Origin of the sequence: Streptomyces sp. NBC_00096, from assembly GCF_045041305.1 — a bacterium.
Lineage (GTDB): Bacteria > Actinomycetota > Actinomycetes > Streptomycetales > Streptomycetaceae > Streptomyces.
The window spans coordinates 1,389,043-1,410,300 of record NZ_CP108221.1 but is presented as its reverse complement, the minus strand read 5'-3'; the positions used below and the strand labels follow the sequence as shown (position 1 = coordinate 1,410,300).

The following is a 21,258-nucleotide window of genomic DNA, read 5'->3' as shown; positions in this document are numbered from 1 at the left end:
ATCCCTCCCGCACATCCTTGTGGGCACGCGGCCAGTGCGGCGGCGGACAAGGAGAGTTCGGTGGACAAGCACGAAGGTCGTGATGCCGGAACGATCCGGCTGGACGACCCCTGGTACGACGCGCTGGCCGTCGGTTGGGGCGAGGGCGCGGGTGCCGGCGTAGGCGAGGGTCCTGCCGGGGCGGCCGGTGAGGGTGCGGAAACGTCACCGCCTCGCTCCGCCTCCAGCGGCCCGCACGCGCACGGCGCGTCCGACATCTACCTCGAAGTGCAGCGCAGCGCCGCCTTCCAGGAAGTCCGCAGCCGCTACCGAAGGTTCGTCGTCCCCGCGACCGCCGGCTTCTTCCTCTGGTACGTCGCCTACGTGATCGCGGCCACCACGGCGCCCGGCGTGATGGCCCGGCCGGTGGTCGGGTCCGTCAACGTGGCCCTGCTGGCGGGCCTCGGCCAGTTCCTCAGCACCTTTCTGCTGACCTGGGCCTACGCCCGGCACGCGCGGCTGCGGCGCGACCGCGCGGCCCTGGACCTGCGCTGGACGGTCTTCGAACAGGAACAGGTCCGCCGCTCGGACTCCGGGGAGCGCAACCGCGCCCGGGGGGCGGGCCGGTGACCACCGAGCACCAGACCCTGGCGCTGCTCCTGTTCAGCGTCTTCATCGCGGTCACCCTGGGCATCACGACGTGGGTGAGCCGCAACCGGCACGGATCGGCCGAGGAGTTCTACGCGGGCGGGCGGCTCTTCTCCCCGCTGGAGAACGGATTCGCCATCGCCGGCGACTACATGTCCGCCGCTTCCTTCCTCGGCATCTCCGGTCTGATCGCCCTCTTCGGCTACGACGGCCTGCTGTATTCGGTGGGCTTCCTCGTCGCCTGGCTGGTCGTGCTGTTCCTCGTCGCCGAACTCGTCCGCAACTGCGGCCGGTTCACGCTCGCCGACGTGGTCGTCGCGCGGATGAGCGAGCGCCCGGTGCGGATCGCCGCCGGGACCTCCTCGGTGGTGGTCTCCGTGCTGTACCTCGTCGCGCAGATGGTCGGCGCGGGCAGCCTGGTGGGCCTGCTGCTCGCCGATTCGGGCCGGACCGCCCGGACGCTGACCGTGATCGGGGTCGGCGCGCTCATGGTGGTCTACGTGTCCTTCGGCGGCATGCGCGCCACCACCTGGATCCAGATCGTCAAGGCCGTGCTGCTGATGGGCGGGGCGATCACCCTGACGGTGCTGGTGCTGCTGCGCTTCCACGGGAACTTCGACCAGCTGCTCAGCAGCGCCGCGGAGCGCAGCGGGCACGGGACCCGCTTCCTGAGCCCGGGGCTCAAGTACGGCGGGGACTGGACGGCGCGCTTCGACTTCATGAGCCTCGGGCTCGCACTGGTCCTGGGGACGGCCGGACTGCCGCACATCCTGTCGCGCTTCTACACGGTGCCGACGGCGCGGGCTGCCCGCCGGTCGGTGGTCTGGGCGATCGGGCTGATCGGCGGCTTCTACCTGATGACCATCGTCCTGGGCTTCGGCGCGGCGGCGCTGCTCGGGCCGGAGCAGGTCAGGGCCTCCAACGCATCGGGGAACACGGCGGTTCCGCTCCTCGCGGCCTTCCTGGGCGGCGGCGCCGAGTCGACCGGTGGCGCGGTGCTGTTCGCCTTCGTGGCGGCCATCGCCTTCGCGACCATCCTCGCGGTGGTCGCGGGGATCACCCTCGCCTCGTCGGCCTCCGTCGCGCACGATCTGTACGCCTCGCTCAAGCGCCGCCACGCCCGGCAGCGCAGCGAGGTGGCGGTGGCCAGGGCTGCGGCGGTCGGGATCGGGGCGGTGGCGATCGCGCTGGGGCTGCTCGCGCAGGACCTGAACGTGGCGTTCCTGGTGGGGCTGGCCTTCGCGGTGGCGGCCTCGGCGAATCTGCCGGTGCTCCTGTACTCGCTGTTCTGGCGCGGGTTCACCACGCGGGGCGCCGTCTGGTCGGTGTACGGGGGGCTGGTTCCGGCGATGCTGCTGGTGGCGCTGTCCCCGGTGGTCTCCGGCAGTCCCGAATCCCTGTTCCCGGGTGTGGACTTCCAGTACTTTCCGCTCCAGAACCCGGGCATCGTGTCCATCCCGCTGGGCTTCCTGGCGGGCTGGCTGGGCACGGTGACCTCGGCGGAGGAGCCGGACGAGCGCCGGCACGCGGAGACGGAGGTCCGTTCCCTGACGGGAGCCGGGGCGGTGTAGGGCCCGCACGGCGGCCGGCATCAGCTCGCCGGGGGCTCCGGGGCGCGTCCGGTGGCGGGCGGGAGCCAGGAGTAGCGGTGTTCCGGGCGGCCCGTTTCGCCGTAGCGCAGGGCGAGGGTGACGCGGCCGGTGCGGTCGAGGAGTTTGAGGTAGCGCTGGGCGGTCTGCCGGCTGATGCCCACGCGGTCGGCGATCTGCTGGGTGGAGAGCGGGCCCCCGGCGTCGAGCAGGATGCGCCGGACCAGCTCCGCGGTGGGGGCGGAGTGGCCCTTGGGGAGGTCGTTCGGGGCGTCGGCGCGGGCCGCGGCGAGGGTGCCGAAGATCCGGTCGACCTCCGCCTGTTCGGCCTCGCCGCCGGTGTCCAGGGTGTGGCGCAGGGCCCCGTAGGCCTCCAGGCGGGTGCGCAGGCTCGCGAACGTGAAGGGCTTGACCAGGTACTGGAGGGCGCCCAGGCGCATCGCGGCCTGGACGGTGGCCAGGTCGCGGGCGGCGGTCACCATGATCACGTCGGTGCGGTGGCCGCGTTCGCGCAGCCGCCGGACCAGGTCGAGGCCGTTCTCGTCGGGGAGGTAGTGGTCCAGCAGGATCAGGTCCACGGGGTGGGTGTCGAGGATGGACAGGGCCTCGGCCGCCGAATGGGCCTGGGCCGACACCCGGAAGCCGGGAACTTTGGCCACGTACGCCGCGTTGATCCGGGCAACACGCATGTCGTCGTCGACGACCAATACGTCGAACACGTCCCCGTCGCACACGTCCACACCGGGCGCGTTCACGTCGGAGGCGTTCATCGCAGGGCCTCCGGGAGTACGACGGAGAATTCCGCCCCTCCGTCCGCTGCACCGCCGGCCCGGACCGTGCCGCCCTGCCGCTCCGCGAGGCGCCGCACGAGTGCGAGACCGAGACCGCGCCCGCGGTGGGTGTGGGCCTGGGGCTGCTTGGTCGACCAGCCCTCGGTGAAGATCTCCTCGCGGCGCTCCACCGGGATGCCGGGGCCGCTGTCACGGACCAGCAGGATCACGGTGCGGCCTTCCGTCCGGAGGTCGACCTCGACCAGGGGCGCCGGTGAGCCCACGGCCGCGTCCAGCGCGTTGTCGACCAGGTTGCCGAGGATGGTGACCAGACCTCCCGGGTCGGTGAGACGGTCGGGCAGCAGGGCGGAGTCGGCCAGGCGCAGGGGGACGCCGCGCTCCGCCGCGACCGTGGCCTTGCCCACCAGCAGGGCGGCGAGCAGTGGGTCCCGGACCTTCTCGGTGACCTGCTCGGCGGTGCTGCGGTGCACGCCGACGACCTCCGTCACGAACTCCACCGCCTCCTCGTACAGGCCCAGTTCCAGCAGGCCGAGGACGGTGTGGAGCCGGTTGGCGTGCTCGTGGTCCTGGGCGCGCAGGGCATCGATCAGGCCCTTGGTGGAGTCGAGCTCGCGGCCCAGGTGTTCCAGCTCGGTGCGGTCGCGCAGGGTGGCCACGGCCCCGCCGTCGTCGGTGGGCATCCGGTTGGCTACCAGTACCCGGGAGCCCTGGACCGTGAGCAGGTCGAGTCCCGTCACGCGGCCGGTCAGGACGTCGGTGGTGCGGCCCGCGCCGAGTACGTCGTCCAGCGCGCGTCCCGCGACGGCGCCGGCGGCGTCGGGCGTGAGGCCCAGCAGCCGGGCGGCCTCGTCGTTGACCAGCCGGACCCGTCCGGCCGGGTCGAGGGCGATCACGCCTTCGCGGATGGAGTGGAGCATGGCCTCGCGTTCGGCGAGCAGGCCCGCGATATCGGAGAAGGCCAGGTCGCGCGTCTGCCGCTGGATCCTGCGCGAGAGCAGGTAGGCGGCCAGGGCGCCCGCCGCCAGCGCGCCGCCCGCGTAGGCGAGCAGGCCCGGGATGGTGCCGACCAGGCGGCCCTGGACGCTGTCGTAGGCGATGCCGACCGAGACGGCCCCGACGATCTCGCCGTCGGCGGCGAGCAGCGGGACCTTGCCCCGTGCGGAGCGGCCCAGGGTGCCCTGGTCGATCTCCATGACCTCGCGGCCCGCCAGGGCGTCGCTGGGATCGGTGGAGACCCGCTGCCCGATGCGGTCGGGGCTCGGGTGGGAGTAGCGGATGCCGTTCAGGTCCATGACGACCACGTACTCGGCGCCCGTGGCCGAGCGGATCCGCTCGGCCGCGGCCTGCACCGGGCCGTCCGGCGACGGAGCCGAGGCGAGCAGGTCGGCGGCCAGCGAGGGATCGGCGGCGGCGCTCTGGGCGATGGCCAGTGCGCGCCGCATGGCCTGGTCGTCGAGCTGTGCGCTCAGCGGGGCCAGGAAGAGGCCCGTGGCCAGGGTGAGGACCCCGGCGGCGATGGCCAGCTGGGTGAGCAGGATCTGGGAGACGGCCCGTCTGGGCAGCCCCAGGCGCCGAGTGCTCGGTCGGGTGCCGATGTGGAGGAGCCCCATGAGTAGAAACGGTAGGTCCGTTCGGGGCTAAGCGGAATTTCCACCATGCACGTAAATGGCTTGCGTGATTTGCGCCCAGCTTGCGCAAGAGATGACGGCATGAAAGTGCGGTCAGAGATGTAGACGACTCGCCAAAGCTCTGCAACTCTCGCACCGCACGCTGCAAATTCCTATCTCCCATGGTTCAGAAAGTTCATGTCGAGGGGCGAGGACACATGAGAAGACACAACTGGAGATGGCGGACACTTGCCGCCCTGATCAGCACGGCCCTGCTGATGGTGGGCTGGCCCGCTCTGACCGCCGTGGCCGCCGGCGGACCGAGCGTCTCGGCGGGCAGGCCCGCCACGGCGAGCAGTACCAACGGCGGCTACACGGCCGCCAACGTGACCGACGGCGACCAGTCCTCGTACTGGGAGAGTGCCGGCAGCACCTTCCCGCAATGGGTGCAGACCGACCTCGGAGCCACCACCCGCGTCGACCAGGTGGTGCTCAAGCTCCCCGCCTCCTGGGAGAGCCGCAACCAGACCCTGTCCGTCCAGGGCAGCGCCGACGGCACCAGCTACAGCACCCTGGTGAGCTCGGCGACGTACACCTTCGGCCAGGGCGGCGGGAACGTGGTCACCATCGGCTTCCCCGCCACCCAGACCCGGTACGTGCGGATCGACATCACCGCCAACACCGGCTGGCAGGCCGCCCAGCTCTCCGAGCTGGAGATCCACGCACCCGGTGAGTCCGGCGGCAACCTGGCCCTGGGCAAGACGCTCACCGCGAGCAGCAGCACCCAGGTCTACGTGCCGGGCAACGCCAACGACGGCAACACGACCAGCTACTGGGAGAGCCTCAACAACGCCATGCCCCAGTGGCTCCAGGCCGACCTCGGCACCTCCGTCCGCGTGGACCGCGTGCTCCTCAAGCTGCCCGAGAACTGGGGCGCCCGCAGCCAGACCCTCAAGATCCAGGGCAGCGCCAACGGCACGGACTACACCGACCTGACCGCGTCCAAGTCCTACGACTTCAACGCTGCCGGCGGCAACGCGGTGACCATCACCTTCGACGCGACCACCACCCGCTACGTGCGCGTATGGATATCGCTCAACTCCGTGCAGCCCGGCGGACAGCTCTCCGAGCTGGAGATCTACGGACCGACCACCGGCGACACCCAGGCCCCGACCCCTCCGACCGCGCTCGCCTACAGCGAGCCCGCCACCGGTCAGATCAAGCTCACCTGGAACGCCGCCACCGACAACACCGGTGTCACGGGCTACGACGTCTACGCCAACAATCAGCTGCGCACCAGCGTCGCCGGCAACGTCACCACCTACACCGACACCCAGCCGGCCTCCGCGAGCGTGACGTACTACGTCCGCGCCAAGGACGCGGCCGGCAACCAGTCGGCGAACAGCAACACCGTCACCCGGGCCGGCGACTCCGGGGACACCCAGGCCCCGACCGCGCCGGGCTCCCTGACCTTCACCGAGCCTGCCTCCGGCCAGATCAAGCTCACCTGGAACGCCTCCACCGACAACGTCGGCGTCACCGGCTACGAGGTCTTCGCCAACAACGTGCCGGTCACCACGGTCGCGGGCAACGTCACCAGCTACACCGACACCCAGCCCGCCACCGCCACGGTGAGCTACTTCGTCCGGGCCAAGGACGCGGCGGGCAACCGCTCCGGCGACAGCAACTCCGTGACCCGCAACGGCAGTGGCGGCGGCGGCTCCAACCTGGCCGTCGGCAAGCCCATCGAGGGCTCCTCCGTGATCCACACCTTCGTCGCGGAGAACGCCAACGACAACAGCACCTCCACCTACTGGGAGGGCGCGGGCGGCGCCTACCCGAGCACCCTGACCGTCAAGCTCGGGTCCAACGCCGACGTCGACCGCCTGGTCCTCAAACTCAACCCGGACAGCAGCTGGGGCACCCGCACCCAGAACATCCAGGTCCTCGGCCGCGAGCAGAGCGCCCCGGGCACCACCAGCCTGGTCGCCGCCAAGGACTACGTCTTCAATCCGGCCGCCGGATCCAACACCGTCACCATCCCCGTCGGCGCCCGGGTCGCGGACGTGCAGCTGCGCTTCACCTCCAACACCGGCTCCTCCAACGGCCAGATCGCGGAGTTCCAGGTCATCGGCGTCGCGGCACCCAACCCGGACCTCCAGGTCACCGCGGTGAGCGCGAGCCCGGCGGCCCCCGTCGAGTCGGATGCCGTCACCCTGTCCGCCACCGTCAAGAACACCGGTCCGGCCCCGGCGGCCGCGACCGCGGTCTCCTTCCAGCTCGGCGGCTCCAAGGTCGCCACCGCCAACGTGCCCGCGCTCGCCGCCGGCGCCACGGCGACCGTCACGGCCGGCATCGGCCCGCGCGACGCGGGCACCTACCCGCTGAGCGCGGTGGTCGACGAGGCGAACACGGTCATCGAGCAGAACGAGACCAACAACAGCCTCACCGGCTCCCCGCTGGTGATCCGGCCGGTCGACAGCTCGGACCTGGTGGCCTCCTCGGTCGACTGGTCGCCGAGCGCCCCGTCCGCCGGGCAGTCCGTGAACTTCTCCGTCACGGTCAAGAACCAGGGCACCATGGCCGCCGCCGCGGGCACGCACAACGTCACCCTCACCCTGCAGGACGCGGCCGGCGCCACCGTCCGTACCCTGGCCGGCTCCTTCAGCGGCGCGCTCGCGGCCGGTGTCTCCACGGCCCCGATCCAGCTCGGCACCTGGACGGCGGCCAACGGCAAGTACACCGTCAAGGTGGTCCTCGCCGACGACACCAACGAACTGCCGGTCAAGCGCGGCAACAACACCTCCACCAAGCCCTTCTTCGTCGGCCGCGGGGCGAACATGCCCTTCGACACGTACGAGGCGGAGGACGGCGTGGTCGGCGGCGGGGCCGGCGTCGTGGGCCCCAACCGCACCATCGGTGACATCGCGGGCGAGGCCTCGGGCCGCAAGGCCGTGAACCTCGACGCGACGGGCGAGTACGTCGAGTTCACCACCCGCGCCGCCACCAACACCCTGGTCACCCGCTTCTCCATCCCGGACGCCCCGGGCGGCGGCGGCATCGACTCCACCATCAACGTCTACGTCAACGGCGTCCTCAAGAAGGCCCTGCCGCTGACCTCGAAGTACTCCTGGCTCTACGGCGCGGAGGCCGGACCCGGCAACTCGCCGGGCGCGGGCGCCCCGCGGCACATCTACGACGAGGCCGGCATCCTCCTCGGTGAGACCGTCCCGCAGGGCAGCAAGATCCGCCTCCAGAAGGACGCGGCCAACACCTCCACCTACGCGATCGACTTCGTGAGCCTGGAACAGGCCACGGTGATCGGCAACCCCGACCCGGCGACCTACACCGTGCCCGCCGGGTTCACCCACCAGGACGTGCAGAACGCCCTGGACAAGGTCCGCATGGACACCACGGGCAAGCTCGTGGGCGTCTACCTGCCGCCGGGCGAGTACGAGACGGCGAGCAAGTTCCAGGTGTACGGCAAGGCCGTCCAGGTCGTCGGCGCCGGACCGTGGTTCACCCGCTTCCACGCCCCGGCCTCGCAGGACAACACCGACATCGGCTGGCGCGCGGAGGGCACCGCGAAGGGCTCGTCCTTCTCGGGCTTCGCCTACTTCGGCAACTACACCTCGCGCATCGACGGTCCGGGCAAGGTCTTCGACTTCTCGAACGTCACCGACATGACGATCGACAACATCTGGGACGAGCACACGGTGTGCCTCTACTGGGGGGCCAACACCGACCGGATCACGATCAAGAACTCGCGGATCCGCGACACCTTCGCCGACGGCATCAACATGACCAACGGCAGCACGGACAACCTCGTGGCCAACAACGAGGCGCGTTCCACGGGTGACGACAGTTTCGCGCTGTTCTCCGCTATCGACGCGGGCGGCGCGGACATGAAGAACAACGTCTACGAGAACCTGACCACGATCCTGACCTGGCGCGCGGCCGGCGTCGCCGTCTACGGCGGCTTCAACAACACCTTCCGCAACGTCTACATCGCCGACACCCTGGTCTACTCGGGCATCACCATCAGCTCCCTGGACTTCGGGTATCCGATGAACGGATTCGGGACCGATCCGACGACCTTCGAGAACATCTCGATCGTCCGGTCCGGAGGCCACTTCTGGGGGGCGCAGACCTTCCCCGGAATCTGGATCTTCTCGGCGTCCAAGGTGTTCCAGGGAATCCGGATCAACAACGTCGACATCATCGACCCGACGTACAGCGGAATCATGTTCCAGACGCAGTACGTCGGCGGCCAGCCGGTCAATCCCATCAAGGACACCGTCCTGAAGGACATCACCATCACCGGGGCGAAGAAGAGCGGCGACGCCTACGACGCCAAGTCCGGGTTCGGTCTCTGGGCGAACGAGATGCCCGAGGCGGGACAGGGCCCGGCGGTGGGTGAGGTCTCCATCCAGAACCTGCGGATGAACGACAACGCCGTGGACGTACGGAACACGACCTCGACGTTCAAGATCAACCAACTGCCGTAGCGAGGCACGGAACGCGGAACGCGGAACACGGAACACGGAACGCAGGGCGGCGGGGCATCCCTTCGGGGTGCCCCGCCGCTCCGTTCGTCCGCCGCTCAGCCGCGGGCCGCGCTCCACCGCTCGCTGCTGGTGAAGTAGGTGTCGTAGAGCTCCTGCACGTCCAGCAGGGACTCCGGCGGCACCTTCCCGTAGGCGATCCGCTCCAGGTGGCGGAAGTACTCGAACCGCTCGACGCCCGGAGTGATGACGATGAGGATGTCGGCGTTCTCGCCGGGCGCGGCGGCGAAGGCGTGGTCGAGGCCGGGCGGGACGACGACGAGGTCACCGCGGCCGGCGGTCACGACCTGGTCGCCGGAGAGCAGCTGGGCGGTCCCGTCGAGGAGGTAGAACAGCTCGGCCGACCGCGAGTGGTGGTGGGGCGCGGCCCCGTCCGCGCCGTCCAGCAGGCGCACGTGCTGCGTGGAGAGGGCGCCGCCGGTAGAACTGCTGTCGGCGAGGAGGCGCAGGGTGGTCGGGCCGCCGCCGATGGTCTCGGCATCGGTGGAGCGAACGATCACGGAGTCGTCGAAGGCGGGGACTACGAGGGACATCGGGTCTTCTCCTGGTGGCGGGTGGCGGGGCGGGCGGGTGTTCAGACGGCGGCGGCCTCGGGGGTGTTCGCGGAGCCGGAGCCGGAGCCGGAGCCGTCGCGGAGTCCGGCGGCGGTGCGGCGCTCCCGCAGCAGCAGGACGGCGGTCAGGAGTACGGCCGCGGCCGTCGAGCCGTGTACTCCGAGGGCGGTGGCGGCGTTCCCGCCGCTGTTCAGGACGATCACCGCGTCGCCGAGCGGTACGAACGCGATCGCCGCCATGGCCCAGCCCAGCGCCCGCCGGTGCCCGGTCAGCAGGAGCGCCAGGATGACCAGGCCGGTCGCGATGTCCCGTACGCCCTTGACGGCGAGGAAGGCGGTGCCCTCGTGCTGCGGCCAGGTCGGGAGTCCGAAGTCGGCGGCGGTGGCCTGCGGGGCGAGCACGTAGCTGAGACCGACGTAGATGATGAACGCGGCTCCGACGGCGGCCAGGGCGGTGGTGAGGTGCTTGAGCTTCATGACGGTCTCCTGGTGGGGTGCGTGGCGGTGGCGCGTGACGGGTGACGTGTACTGCGTGGCGGTGCTGTGTGTTGTGTGCTGTGTGGTGCGCGGTCCGAGGTGCTTCGTTCACGGGGCCGGGCGGGGAGCGCGCCGGACGGCACCGGCCCGGCGGGCGTACCGGAGCCGGCCGGCGGCGTACCAGCGCAGCCGGGCAGGCAGGGACAGGCGGCCCAGCAGCGCCCGGCGCTCGGCCGGGAGGGCGTCCTCCAGGGCCGTGCCGAGGTCCGCCGCCGTCAGGTGCGCGCCCAGGGCCTCCCACTGGTACGGGTCCAGGTGCCGGACGGCGAGCGGGAACAACAGCCCGGCCTCCTCGGCCAGATGCCCGGTCAGGACCGCACGGTGCTCGGCCAGCAGGGCGGTGAGCGCGTCCCGGTCGGCCTCGCCCGCCCCGGACTCCCAGGCGGGCAGCGCCGCCGCGGCCGCGGCGAGGGTGGCCGCGATGTGTTCGTGCTGTTCGGTGCTCCGCAGTACGAGGTCGGCGTCGAGGTCGAGCCGGGCCAGTAGCGGCGGCCACAGGCAGCTCTCCTCCGCGTCGAGGCAGTGGCGCAGCGAGCGCCGGTACGAGCGGAAGTGGCCGGCCAGCACCCGCGCCCGGGCGGTGTCCCCGGGGGCCGCGGCGGCCACCAGTGCGACCAGCAGCCGCGCTTCGCGCCGCAGGCCGCGGTGGACGGCCGCCAGCTCGGGTGCGCCGGGCGGTGCGTGGTCCGTCCGGGCCTTCCCCGGCTGCGCCTTCTTCCCCGTCTCCGTGTTCATGGGAACAGAGTCACCGCGGGCTCATGGAGGCCTCTTGGAAGGGACTTGGAACCCCCGGGAGGGGGCAAGTGGCCCGATTCTGTGCACCAAGTGGCTTGTTCTGTGGGGATGTTGACCTTTCCGGTCTACGCTGGGCGCCACATGGTCCACATACGCGTACTCGGGTCCCTGACCGCCGAGCGCGACGGCGAGCCCGTCCCCCTCGGCGGTCACCGGCAGCGCTCGGTCCTCGGCCTTCTGGTGGCCGCGCGCGGCCGGGTGGTCTCGGTCGACCGGATGATCGATGACCTCTGGCAGGGGGCGGCCCCCGCCCGTGCGGTGGCCTCGCTCCAGGCCTACGTGTCCAATCTGCGCCGGCTCCTGGAACCGGGCCGGGCCCCGCGCACCGCGGCCACGCTGCTGGTGAGCATGCCTCCGGGGTACGCGCTGCGGCTGCCCGGGGACGCGGTGGACGCCTGGCGCTTCGAACGGCTGCTGGGATCCGCCCGCGAACTGCTGGCGGCCGCCCCGCCGCAAGGCGCGCAGGATCCGCGGGCAGACCTTCCGGTGGCAGGCCCCGCAGCCGCCAGGAGCCTGCTCAGGGAGGCGCTGGACCTCTGGCTGGGCCCGGCGTACGCCGAGAACGCCGACGAGCCGTGGAGCCATGCGGAGATCCTGAGACTGGACGAACTGAGGCTGGCCGCACGCGAGCTGGACATCGTCGCGGGGCTGCGCGGCTCCGACCCGGGGCGGGTGGTGGCGGAGGCGGCGCTGCTCAGCCGTGACGAGCCGTTGCGGGAGGAGGCCTGGCGGCTGCACGCACTGGCGCTGTGGGCCGCCGGACGGCAGGCGGACGCGCTGGCCACCCTGCGCCGGGCCCGGGCCGTCCTGGCCGAGGAGGCGGGGCTGGACCCCGGCGCAGCCCTGGTGGAGCTGGAGAAGGCCGTCCTGGCGCAGGACGAGCGGCTGCTGCGGGCGGCCACGGGCGGCCCGACCCCGGCGCGGCCGGCACCGGTCCGGCCGCCCGCGCGGCCCGGGGCGTCCGGCTCCGTGCCCGCCGGGCCGCCCGGACCACCGCTCGCCCCCGGCCCCGCGACAGCGACGGCACCACCCGGACTGTCCAGTTCCGGACCCGGGCTCCTGTCCCGGCCGGATCCGGCGGGGGAGGCCGGGCCGGAGGAGGGGGCCGGGCCCGGTGCGGGGGAGGTGCCGTTCGTGGGGCGGGCGGAGGAATCGGCGCTGCTGGACGGCGCCGCCGGCCGGGCCCTGGACCGCGGTCCCGCCGTGGCGCTGGTCACCGGCGAAGCGGGCCTCGGCAAGTCCGAGCTGCTCCACCGGCTCGGCGGCCGGCTGCGCCGGGACGGCTGGCTCGTCGCGCACGGCCGGACCAGCGATGCCGAGGGCGCCCCGCCCGCCTGGGCCTGGGTCGAGGTGCTGCGCACCGTGGCGGCCGCCGTCCCGCCCGGTCCCGCCGCGGCCGCCGCTCTGGCGCCCCTGCTGGGCGACGGCCCGGCGCGGGGCGGCGTACTCCTGCCGGGGCAGGACTCGGCTGCGGGGCGGTTCCGGCTGCACCGGGCCGTGTGGGAGTGGCTCGGGGAGGCGGCCCGGGAGCGGCCCCTCGCGGTGGTGCTGGACGACCTGCACTGGGCGGACGCCGAGACGCTGGCCCTGCTGGCCGGAGCCGGGGAGCTGCCCGCGGGGACGCGGGTGCTGATCGTCGGTGCCCACCGGCCCGACGAGGTGGGGGACCGGCTCGCCGACACCCTCGCGGCACTGGCCCGCCGGTCGCCGGCCCGGATCGCCCTGCGCGGTCTCGGCGAAGCGGCGGTGGCCGAGGTGGTCCGGGCGGTGGCCGGGCCGGAGGTGACCCCGGAGACGGTGGCCGCGCTCGTCGAACGCACCGGCGGCAACCCGTTCTACGTCCGCGAGAGCGCCCGGCTGCTGGCCGGCGAGGGCGAACTCGTCGCCCTGTCCGAGGTGCCCGAAGGGGTTCGCGACGTGCTGCGCCGTCGGCTCGGCCGGCTCCCGGACCCGGTGGTCGCCGTACTGCGGCTGGCCGCCGTCGCGGGGCGGGAGGCGGACGTCGAGGTGCTGCTCGGGGCCGCCGACACCGACGAGGACGGGGTGCTGGGGGCGCTGGAGGCCGGGCTGCTCTCGGGCCTGCTGACCGAACCGGGGCCGGGGCGGATCCGGTTCGCGCACGCGCTCGTGCGCGACACCCTGCTCGCCGACCTCAGCCGGCTGCGGGCCACCCGGATGCACGGTCGGATCGGAGCCGTGCTGGAGCGGCTCGGCCGGGGCGACGTGTCCGCGCTGGCCCACCACTTCGTACGGGCCGCCTCCTCGGCCACGGCGGCGCGGGCCGTGGCGTACTGCCTGCGGGCGGCCGACCTCGCCGAAGACCGCTACGCCCACGACGTGGCCGCCGGGCTGCTGGCCGAGGCGGTGGAGAGCTTCGAACGGATCCCGGCCGGGTCCGGCGGCGACGGGTCGACCGCAGACGGGTCGACCGCAGACCGGTCGGCCGCCGAGTGGTCCGGCGGCGACTGGTCCGGCAGCGACCGGTCCGGCGGTGACCGGGAAGCCGAACGGGCCGATCTGCTGGGACGGCTGGTCCGCGCCCAGGTGCGCGCCGGGGCGGTCATGGCGGCGCGCACGGTGCGCCGCACCGCCATCGACCACGCGGTCGGCGCGGGCCGCGAAGACCTGCTGATCCGCGCCTTCACGGCCTGGACCGAGCCGACGCCCTGGCAGACCCGGCCCTACGGCACGGTCGACCGGCCGGTCGTGGCGCTCCTCGAACGGCTGCTGGAACGGCCCGGACTCGGGGCCGGCGTGCGGTGCCGGCTGCTCTGCGGCTACACGGCCGAACTCTCCGACAGCCGGATCCCGGCCGTGCGCACGGCGGCCCGGGAAGCCGTGGCACTGGCCGCGGAAGCCGGCGGTCCGGCGCTGCGGGCGGCGGCCCTCGCAGCTCTGGTGCGCGAGCTCGACGCCGATCTGGAGGGGCGCGAACGGGACCGGCTGGGGCGCGAACTGGAGGCCCTGGGTGCCGCGCACGACCTGCCGGTCCACCACTGGTACGGGCTCTTCGTCCGCTCCTCGGCCGCGGCGGCCGAAGGGGACGTGGACGCGGTGCACCGGCTGGTGGCGCGGTACACGGACTTCGCACGGGCCTACCGGATGCCCGGGCCCGAGATGGTCGGCGAGGGGGTACTGGCGACCCTGGCGCACATCGAAGGCCGTACGCGGGACGCCGAACGCGGGTACGCGGCGGCCGCCGCGGCCATGACCCGGCAGGGGTCACCGCACGCCGCCGGGCACCTGGCGATCGCCACCGCGACGCTCCGGGCGAGCCAGGGGCGGCTGGGGGAGTCCGTGGCCTGGGCCCGGCGGGTGTACGAGGGCTTCGGGGCGGCCGCCGCGGACCTGCTGGCGGTCGCACTGGCCGAGGCGGGGGAGGCGGCGGAGGCCCGGAAGGTGCTGGCGCAGGCCGGACCGCTGCCCGAGAACTACCTCTTCAAGGTGTTCGGGACCTTCCGTGCGATGACACTGGTGGCCCTGGACGAGCCGCGGGGCGCGGGGGAGCTGTACGAGGCCCTGCTGCCGTACGCGGACGCCCCGCCGCCCTCGTCGGGATTCACCGTGGCGGTGCGCCCGGTGGCCTACACGCTCGGTGAACTCTCCGTCCTGCTGGGACGGGAGGACGCGGCCGCCGTACATTTCGCGCGGGCGGAGGCGATCGCGGAACGCTGGCACAGCCCCTGGGGCCGCCACCGGGAGGGAGATGGCCGAAACCGGTCTGCCGGGAGCCGCTGAGCCGCAGTGTCCCGGGTGCCACCCGGCCGGCCGGGGGCCTTATTGTCCGGTGGGACTCAGGGGGTTCCGTGCCGGATTTCGATGGGCCAAACTGACCGTAATCGAACTGCAAGGAACTTGCATTGTTTGCGCTACTCTTGCGCTCATGACGCGACGACTTGCTCAAGTGGCGAAGAAGGTGGGGGTCAGCGAGGCAACGGTCAGCCGGGTGCTCAACGGCAAGCCGGGCGTCTCGGAGACAACCCGCCAGTCCGTACTCACCGCCCTCGACGTTCTCGGCTACGAGCGCCCCACCCAGCTGCGCGGCGAGCGCGCCCGGCTGGTCGGCCTGGTCCTGCCGGAACTGCAGAACCCGATCTTCCCGGCCTTCGCCGAGGTCATCGGCGGCGCGCTGGCCCAGCAGGGGCTGACCCCGGTGCTCTGCACGCAGACCACCGGCGGGGTCTCCGAGGCCGACTACGTCGAGCTCCTGCTCCAGCAGCAGGTGTCCGGCGTGGTCTTCGCCGGCGGACTCTTCGCGCAGGCCGACGCCCCGCACGAGCACTACCGGCTGCTCCACGACCGCAAGGTCCCGGTGGTGCTGATCAACGCCTCGATAGAGGACCTCGGCTTCCCGTGCGTGTCCTGCGACGACGCCGTGGCCGTCGAACAGGCCTGGCGCCACCTGGCCTCCCTCGGTCACGAGCGCATCGGCCTGGTCCTGGGCCCGCCCGACCACATCCCCTCCCTGCGCAAGCTGGTGGCCGCCCAGACGGTCGCGGCGGCGGCCGGCACGGAGTTGCCCGCCGAACACGTGGAAAGGGCGCTGTTCTCCCTGGAGGGCGGCCACGCGGCCACCTCCCGGCTGCTCGACCGCGGGGTCACCGGCATCATCTGCGCGAGCGACCCCCTGGCCCTGGGAGCGATCCGGGCGGCCCGTCGCCGGGGGCTGGACGTACCCGGGGAGGTCTCCGTCGTCGGGTACGACGACTCGGCCTTCATGAACTGCACCGAACCCCCGCTGACCACCGTCCGCCAGCCCATCGAGGCCATGGGCCGGGCCGCCGTGGAGCTGCTCACCGCGCAGATCCAGGGGGCCGCCGTACAGCCCGGCGAGCTGCTCTTCGAGCCGGAGCTCGTGGTGCGGGGCTCCACGGCGCAGGTTCCGCGCCCCCGTTCCGCGTAACGCTCCATTCCGCTTCACCCCCTCGAGTACAGGGCTTCGAAACGTCCCGCTGACGTTTCGGAGCCCTGTTTTGCGTTCTCTGTCCGGCCTGTCCAGCGCACTGTTGCCAATCTCTTGCGAAATCTGCGCGAGATATTGCGTTCATCTGTAGGTGGTGGTTGAGTGTGCCGCGCTCGCCCCCGTACACGCCCCACGCCTCCTGTTCGAAGCTCGAAGGGGACCACAGATGAGAACCGACATCCGCCGCACCACCGCGGCCGCCCTCGTCTCGGCGCTCGCCGTCACCGCCTTGGCGGCGTGCGGTACGAGCAGCAGTGGAGACGGCAACAAGAACCAGCCGTCCGGCGGTTCCACGGACGCCTCCGCGCCGCTCGACCCGAAGACCAAGGTCACCCTCTCCATGGACTGCATGCCGCCGGCGGCGAAGGCCGCCGAGCTCAAGCAGTGGAAGGAGGACGTGGCGGAGTTCAACAAGACCTACCCGAACGTCACGATCGAAGGCCGTTCCACCCCCGGCCAGTGCCTGGAGCCCCCGCGCTTCACGGCGATGCTCAAGGCCAAGTCGCAGCCGGACGTGTTCTACGCCTACTTCACCGACCTCCAGCAGGTGCTGGACAACGACGGCGCCGAGGACATCTCCGCGTACGTCAGCGCCAAGTCGGTGCCGGGCCTGGACGACTTCGACAAGAACGTCGTCAACATCCTCAAGAAGGACGGCAAGGTCTACGGCCTGCCCACCAGCAACTACACGATGGGCCTGCTGATCAACCGCAAGCTCTTCCAGCAGGCGGGCCTCAACCCCGACCAGCCCCCGCGCACCTGGGACGAGGTCCGCGCGGCCGGGAAGAAGATCGCGGCCCTGGGCAACGGCACCGCCGGCTACGGCGACTACAGCGTCGAGAACACCGGCGGCTGGCACTTCACCGCCGCGATGTACGGCCTGGGCGGGGACGTCGTCGGCGCCGACGGCAAGGCGGCCTTCAACAACCCGACAGGCAAGCAGATAGCCGACAACCTCAAGGCCATGCGCTGGGAAGACGAGAGCATGGGCAAGACCCAGCTGCTCAAGTGGGGTGACCTGCAGAAGCAGATGGCCTCGGACAAGCTCGGCATGTTCCTCGCCGCGCCCGACGACATCACCTACATGGTCCAGCAGCTCGGGGCCAAGTACGAGAACTTCGGCATGGGCCCCATCCCCGGCGGCGCCGCCACACTGGCCGGCGGCAACGGCTACATGATCAAGAAGGGCAGCTCGCCCGACAAGGTCAAGGCCGCCGTCGCCTGGCTGAACTTCAAGTTCCTCTCGGTCGGCAAGGGGCAGTTCGAGTACGACCGCTCCAAGACCGACGGCCTGCCGGTCGGCCTTCCGCAGCCCGCCTTCTTCACCGGCGCCAGCAAGGCCAAGGACGACGAGCTGAAGGCCGCCAGCGCCACCATGCCGGTCGTCAACTTCAAGCCCTTCCTGGACAACCCGGTGCCCGGCAAGGCCGAACCGGCGAAGGCCCAGGAGGTCTACAAGGTCCTCGACAAGGTGATGTCGGGCGTCCTGACCAACAAGGACGCCGACTCGGCGCAGCTCCTCGCCGAGGCCGAGAAGGCCGTCAACCAGGTGCTGGCCAACCAGTAGCGGTCCCGGCCGGGGGAGGTCCGGGCGGCCTCCCCGGCCCGGACCCGCCCGCAGGCCCCGTACCCCGCAAATCGATGGCGACGACCCACCAAGGAGCGAGCGGCGATGTCGGCTCCCACCCTGCCCGGTACCTCACGCGAGGAACTCGTCCGGGCGTTCAAGCGGAACCTCTCGGCCCACGGCTTTCTGATCGGCGCCGTCCTCTGCTTCTCCTTCTTCTCCTGGTATCCGATGGTCCGGGAGTTCCTGCTGGCCTTCCAGAAGACCGAGGGCGGAGCCGTCCACTGGGTCGGCTGGGACAACTTCCGCTACGTCTTCAACGACCCGGCCTTCTGGCAGGCCTGGCGCAACACCCTGCTCTTCACCGGGCTCGCGCTGGTCCTCGGCTTCGCCGTCCCGTTCGTGGTCTCGATCGTGCTCAACGAGTTCCGGCACGCTCAGGGGTACCTGCGCCTGCTGGTCTACCTGCCGGTGATGATGCCGCCGGTGGCCTCGATCCTGCTCTTCAAGTACTTCTACGATCCCGGATACGGCGTATTCAACAGAATTCTGGAATTCCTGCACCTACCGGCGCAAGACTGGCTGCAATCCACCGATACCGCGATGCTCTCCGTCGTCATCGCTTCCACGTGGATGAACATGGGCGGCGCCACCCTGATCTACCTGGCGGCCCTCCAGGGCATCCCCGGGGAGCTCTACGAGGCGGCCGAGCTCGACGGAGCCGGGGTGCTGCGCAAGATCTGGCACGTCACGATCCCGCAGACCAGGCTGATCCTCTCGCTCATGCTGCTCATGCAGGTCATCGCGACGATGCAGGTGTTCGTCGAGCCGTTCATGCTGACGGGCGGCGCCGGACCCGAAGGCTCGACCACCACCGTGGTCGTCCTCATCTACCAGTACGCGTTCAGCTTCAACCAGTACGGCGGCGCCGCGGCCCTGGGCCTGTGCCTGCTCGTCCTGCTCGCCGGCTTCTCCGCCGTGTACGTCCGGCTGAGCCGCGACAACGAGAACTGACGGGAGCACCCACATGTCGGACCGCACGCTGATATCGCCGGCCCAACTGGGCCGCACCCGGGGCAAGATCGCCTACTGGACCGTCCTGGCCGTAGTCGTCACCGGTTTCACGATCGTCTTCCTCGGGCCCCTCTACTGGATGGTCGCCAACGGCCTCAAGAGCACCGCGGAGTTCACCCAGGTCCCGCCGACCCTGGTGCCGGACTCCCTGCACCCGGACAACTACTCGGCCGCCTGGAAGGTCATGGACCTCGCCAAGCTGCTGTTCAACACCCTCTACTACGCGTTCGGCGCCCTTGCCTTCCAGCTCGTCCTCGACGTCGCCGCGGCCTACTCGCTGTCCAAGCTCCGCCCCGTCTTCGGCAAGGCCGTCCTCGGCCTGATGCTGGCGACCTTGATGATCCCGGCCACCGTCCTGGTCGTACCGCAGTACCTCACGGTCCTGGACATGCCGATCATCCAGCGGAACCTGCTCGACACGCCCTGGGTGATCTGGCTGCCCTCGGTCACGAACGCCTTCAACATCTTCCTACTGAAACGATTCTTCGACTCCATCCCCGGCGAGATCCTCGACGCCGCCGCCATCGACGGAGCAACCTCCCTGCGCACCCTGCGCTCCGTCGTGCTGCCGATGTCCCGGCCGGTCCTGGGCGTAGTGTCGATCTTCGCCATCGTCGGAGTCTGGAAGGACTTCCTCTGGCCCATGCTCACCCTCCCCGACCCGGCCCTGCAGACGCTCAACGTCGGCATCTACTCGCTCGCCAGGGGAGTGCCCGAGAACCATCTCGTCGCCGCGCTCGCGATGGCCTCGGCACCCACGCTCATCATCTTCCTGATCTTCCAGCGCAACATCATGAGCGGCCTGACGGCAGGCTCCCTCAAGGGGTGAGCACCACCCCGCACCGCCGCCGTGCCCGGCCGCCCCCTGTGAGAAGAACGCCGTGAAAGGACCCCTCCGTGGCTGACTTTCCCCTGCCCGAAAACGCCGCCGACTGGTGGCGCTCGGCCGCCATCTACCAGGTGTACGTACGGAGCTTCGCGGACGGCGACGGGGACGGCACCGGTGACCTCGTGGGCGTCCGGGCCCGCCTTCCCTACCTCGCCGAGCTGGGCGTCGACGCCCTCTGGTTCACGCCCTGGTACCAGTCCCCGCTCGCCGACGGCGGCTACGACGTCGCCGACTACCGCAGCATCGACCCCGCCTTCGGCACCCTCGCCGAAGCCGAGAAGCTCATCGCCGAGGCCCGCGAGCTGGGCATCCGCACCATTGTCGACATCGTTCCGAACCACGTGTCCGACCGGCACGCCTGGTTCAGGGCAGCCCTCGCCGCCGGTCCCGGCAGCCCCGAGCGGGAGCTCTTCCACTTCCGGCCCGGCCGCGGCGAACACGGCGAACTGCCGCCCGGGGACTGGCCCTCGCAGTTCAACGGCGCCGCCACCTGGACGCAGGTACCGGACGGGGAGTGGTACCTGCACCTGTTCACCCCGCAACAGCCCGACCTCAACTGGGACCACCCCGCCGTCCGCCGGGAACACGAGGACGTCCTGCGGTTCTGGTTCGAGCGCGGAGTGTCCGGCGTACGGATCGACTCCGCGGCCCTGCTCGCCAAGGACCCGGCGCTGCCCGACCTGGCCGGCCGCCCGCCCGAGCCCTGGCCCGGTGAGATCCACCCGTACATCGACCGCGACGACCTGCACGGCATCTACCGCTCCTGGCGCGCCATCGCCGACGAGTACGACGCCATCTTCGTCGGCGAGGTCTGGCTGCCGGACTCCGAGCGGTTCGCCCGCTACCTGCGCCCCGACGAGCTGCACACCGCCTTCAACTTCTCCTTCCTCAGCTGCCCGTGGGACGCCGGCCGGCTGCGCACCTCCATCGAGGAGACCCTCGCCGAACACGCCCCCGTCGGCGCCCCGGCCACCTGGGTGCTGTGCAACCACGACGTGACCCGTACCGTCACCCGCTACGGCCGCGCGGACACCGGCTTCGACTTCGCCACCAAGGCCTTCGGCACCCCCACCGACCCGGCCCTCGGCACCCGGCGGGCCCGCGCCGCCGCGCTGCTGACCCTCGCCCTGCCCGGCGCCGTCTACGTCTACCAGGGCGAGGAACTGGGGCTTCCGGAGGCCGACATCCCGCTCGGCCGCATCCAGGACCCCATGCACTTCCGCTCCGGCGGCACCGACCCGGGCCGGGACGGGTGCAGGGTCCCGCTGCCGTGGACCGCCGAGCCCTGGAACGACCCATGGCTGCCCCAGCCCGCGGACTGGCCGGCCTACGCCGCTGACCGGCAGGCCGGCGATCCGGACTCGATGCTCACCCTCTACCGGACGGCCCTCGCACTGCGCCGCGCCGCTGGCGGCTTCGGCGGCGGATCGCTGGAGTGGCTGCACGCGCCGCCCGGGGTACTGGCCTTCACCCGCCCCGACGGGCTGGTCTGCGTGACCAACCTGTCGCCGGAGCCGGCCCCCCTGCCGGCCCACACGAGCCTCCTGCTGAGCAGCTCCGCCCTGGATGGCAACGGGCTGCTTCCGCAGGACACGGCGGTCTGGCTGCGGACCTGACGCCGCAGCCAGACCGCCGGAACCACGCCTTCCCCGCGCCACGCCTCGTAGAGCCGCCCGTGCACACCCCCCCCGCACCGCATGG

Annotated in this window: 14 protein-coding genes; 9 read left to right on the top strand and 5 right to left on the bottom strand. The window is 71.7% G+C overall.

The annotated features are described in order from the left end of the window. Positions 1-60: 60 nt before the first annotated feature. Positions 61-609, top strand: coding sequence for a DUF485 domain-containing protein (locus OG904_RS05880; protein WP_405488086.1), 549 nt, complete (start codon positions 61-63; stop codon positions 607-609). Then, complete coding sequence (locus OG904_RS05875; RefSeq protein ID WP_405488084.1) at positions 606-2,198, top strand: cation acetate symporter; 1,593 nt, start codon at positions 606-608, stop codon at positions 2,196-2,198. The genes OG904_RS05880 and OG904_RS05875 overlap by 4 nt, the downstream gene beginning before the upstream one ends. Positions 2,199-2,218: 20 nt before the next feature. Here OG904_RS05875 and OG904_RS05870 read toward each other — a convergent pair whose 3' ends face one another. Beyond that, entirely contained in the window at positions 2,219-2,986 is a 768-nt protein-coding gene (locus OG904_RS05870; RefSeq protein ID WP_405488082.1) for a response regulator, read from the bottom strand. Continuing rightward, on the bottom strand, positions 2,983-4,617 hold the full coding sequence (locus OG904_RS05865; RefSeq protein WP_405488080.1) for an ATP-binding protein: 1,635 nt from the start codon (positions 4,615-4,617) through the stop codon (positions 2,983-2,985). The genes OG904_RS05870 and OG904_RS05865 overlap by 4 nt, the downstream gene beginning before the upstream one ends. Before the next feature lie 215 nt (positions 4,618-4,832). Here OG904_RS05865 and OG904_RS05860 point away from each other — a divergent pair, with 215 nt between their 5' ends. Then, complete coding sequence (locus tag OG904_RS05860; RefSeq protein WP_405488078.1) at positions 4,833-9,122, top strand: discoidin domain-containing protein; 4,290 nt, start codon at positions 4,833-4,835, stop codon at positions 9,120-9,122. Positions 9,123-9,217: 95 nt separating this feature from the next. Here OG904_RS05860 and OG904_RS05855 read toward each other — a convergent pair whose 3' ends face one another. The 3 genes from OG904_RS05855 to OG904_RS05845 all read right to left on the bottom strand — a co-directional run bounded on the left by OG904_RS05855 (position 9,218) and on the right by OG904_RS05845 (position 11,004). Continuing rightward, the gene (locus OG904_RS05855; protein ID WP_405488076.1) at positions 9,218-9,712 is read right to left on the bottom strand and encodes a cupin domain-containing protein; all 495 of its coding nucleotides are present in this window, start codon (positions 9,710-9,712) and stop codon (positions 9,218-9,220) included. A 41-nt stretch (positions 9,713-9,753) separates the two neighbouring features. Beyond that, positions 9,754-10,209 carry a DUF4267 domain-containing protein gene (locus OG904_RS05850; protein ID WP_405488074.1) on the bottom strand — a complete coding sequence of 152 codons (456 nt, stop codon included), beginning with the start codon at positions 10,207-10,209 and terminating at the stop codon, positions 9,754-9,756. A 108-nt stretch (positions 10,210-10,317) separates the two neighbouring features. Further along, a complete protein-coding gene (locus OG904_RS05845; protein WP_405488072.1) occupies positions 10,318-11,004 on the bottom strand; it encodes a hemerythrin domain-containing protein in 687 nt (228 codons plus the stop codon). 141 nt (positions 11,005-11,145) lie between these two features. Here OG904_RS05845 and OG904_RS05840 point away from each other — a divergent pair, with 141 nt between their 5' ends. The 6 genes from OG904_RS05840 (at position 11,146) to OG904_RS05815 (ending at position 21,173) form a co-directional block, all read left to right on the top strand. Further along, positions 11,146-14,802 (top strand): BTAD domain-containing putative transcriptional regulator, encoded by a 3,657-nt coding sequence (locus OG904_RS05840; RefSeq protein ID WP_405488070.1) that lies wholly within the window; start codon positions 11,146-11,148, stop codon positions 14,800-14,802. Positions 14,803-14,947: 145 nt separating this feature from the next. Then, on the top strand, positions 14,948-15,967 hold the full coding sequence (locus tag OG904_RS05835; RefSeq protein WP_405488068.1) for a LacI family DNA-binding transcriptional regulator: 1,020 nt from the start codon (positions 14,948-14,950) through the stop codon (positions 15,965-15,967). Between the two features lie 226 nt (positions 15,968-16,193). After that, positions 16,194-17,594: an ABC transporter substrate-binding protein gene (locus OG904_RS05830; RefSeq protein WP_405488066.1), complete on the top strand. Its 1,401-nt coding sequence runs from the start codon at positions 16,194-16,196 to the stop codon at positions 17,592-17,594. A gap of 105 nt (positions 17,595-17,699) precedes the next feature. Further along, positions 17,700-18,608 carry a carbohydrate ABC transporter permease gene (locus tag OG904_RS05825; protein ID WP_405488064.1) on the top strand — a complete coding sequence of 303 codons (909 nt, stop codon included), beginning with the start codon at positions 17,700-17,702 and terminating at the stop codon, positions 18,606-18,608. Positions 18,609-18,621: 13 nt separating this feature from the next. Next, positions 18,622-19,497 (top strand): carbohydrate ABC transporter permease, encoded by an 876-nt coding sequence (locus OG904_RS05820; protein WP_405488062.1) that lies wholly within the window; start codon positions 18,622-18,624, stop codon positions 19,495-19,497. A 68-nt stretch (positions 19,498-19,565) separates the two neighbouring features. Then, a complete protein-coding gene (locus tag OG904_RS05815) occupies positions 19,566-21,173 on the top strand; it encodes a glycoside hydrolase family 13 protein (protein ID WP_405488060.1) in 1,608 nt (535 codons plus the stop codon). Positions 21,174-21,258 lie beyond the last annotated feature (85 nt).

Bases quoted from the DNA above. Each gene is read 5' to 3' on its own strand.
- OG904_RS05870 (WP_405488082.1), bottom strand. From the start codon at position 2,986: ATGAACGCCTCCGACGTGAACGCGCCCGGTGTGGACGTGTGCGACGGG.
- OG904_RS05865 (WP_405488080.1), bottom strand. From the start codon at position 4,617: ATGGGGCTCCTCCACATCGGCACCCGACCGAGCACTCGGCGCCTGGGG.
- OG904_RS05860 (WP_405488078.1), top strand. From the start codon at position 4,833: ATGAGAAGACACAACTGGAGATGGCGGACACTTGCCGCCCTGATCAGC.
- OG904_RS05855 (WP_405488076.1), bottom strand. From the start codon at position 9,712: ATGTCCCTCGTAGTCCCCGCCTTCGACGACTCCGTGATCGTTCGCTCC.
- OG904_RS05850 (WP_405488074.1), bottom strand. From the start codon at position 10,209: ATGAAGCTCAAGCACCTCACCACCGCCCTGGCCGCCGTCGGAGCCGCG.
- OG904_RS05845 (WP_405488072.1), bottom strand. From the start codon at position 11,004: ATGAACACGGAGACGGGGAAGAAGGCGCAGCCGGGGAAGGCCCGGACG.
- OG904_RS05840 (WP_405488070.1), top strand. From the start codon at position 11,146: ATGGTCCACATACGCGTACTCGGGTCCCTGACCGCCGAGCGCGACGGC.
- OG904_RS05835 (WP_405488068.1), top strand. From the start codon at position 14,948: ATGACGCGACGACTTGCTCAAGTGGCGAAGAAGGTGGGGGTCAGCGAG.
- OG904_RS05830 (WP_405488066.1), top strand. From the start codon at position 16,194: ATGAGAACCGACATCCGCCGCACCACCGCGGCCGCCCTCGTCTCGGCG.
- OG904_RS05825 (WP_405488064.1), top strand. From the start codon at position 17,700: ATGTCGGCTCCCACCCTGCCCGGTACCTCACGCGAGGAACTCGTCCGG.
- OG904_RS05820 (WP_405488062.1), top strand. From the start codon at position 18,622: ATGTCGGACCGCACGCTGATATCGCCGGCCCAACTGGGCCGCACCCGG.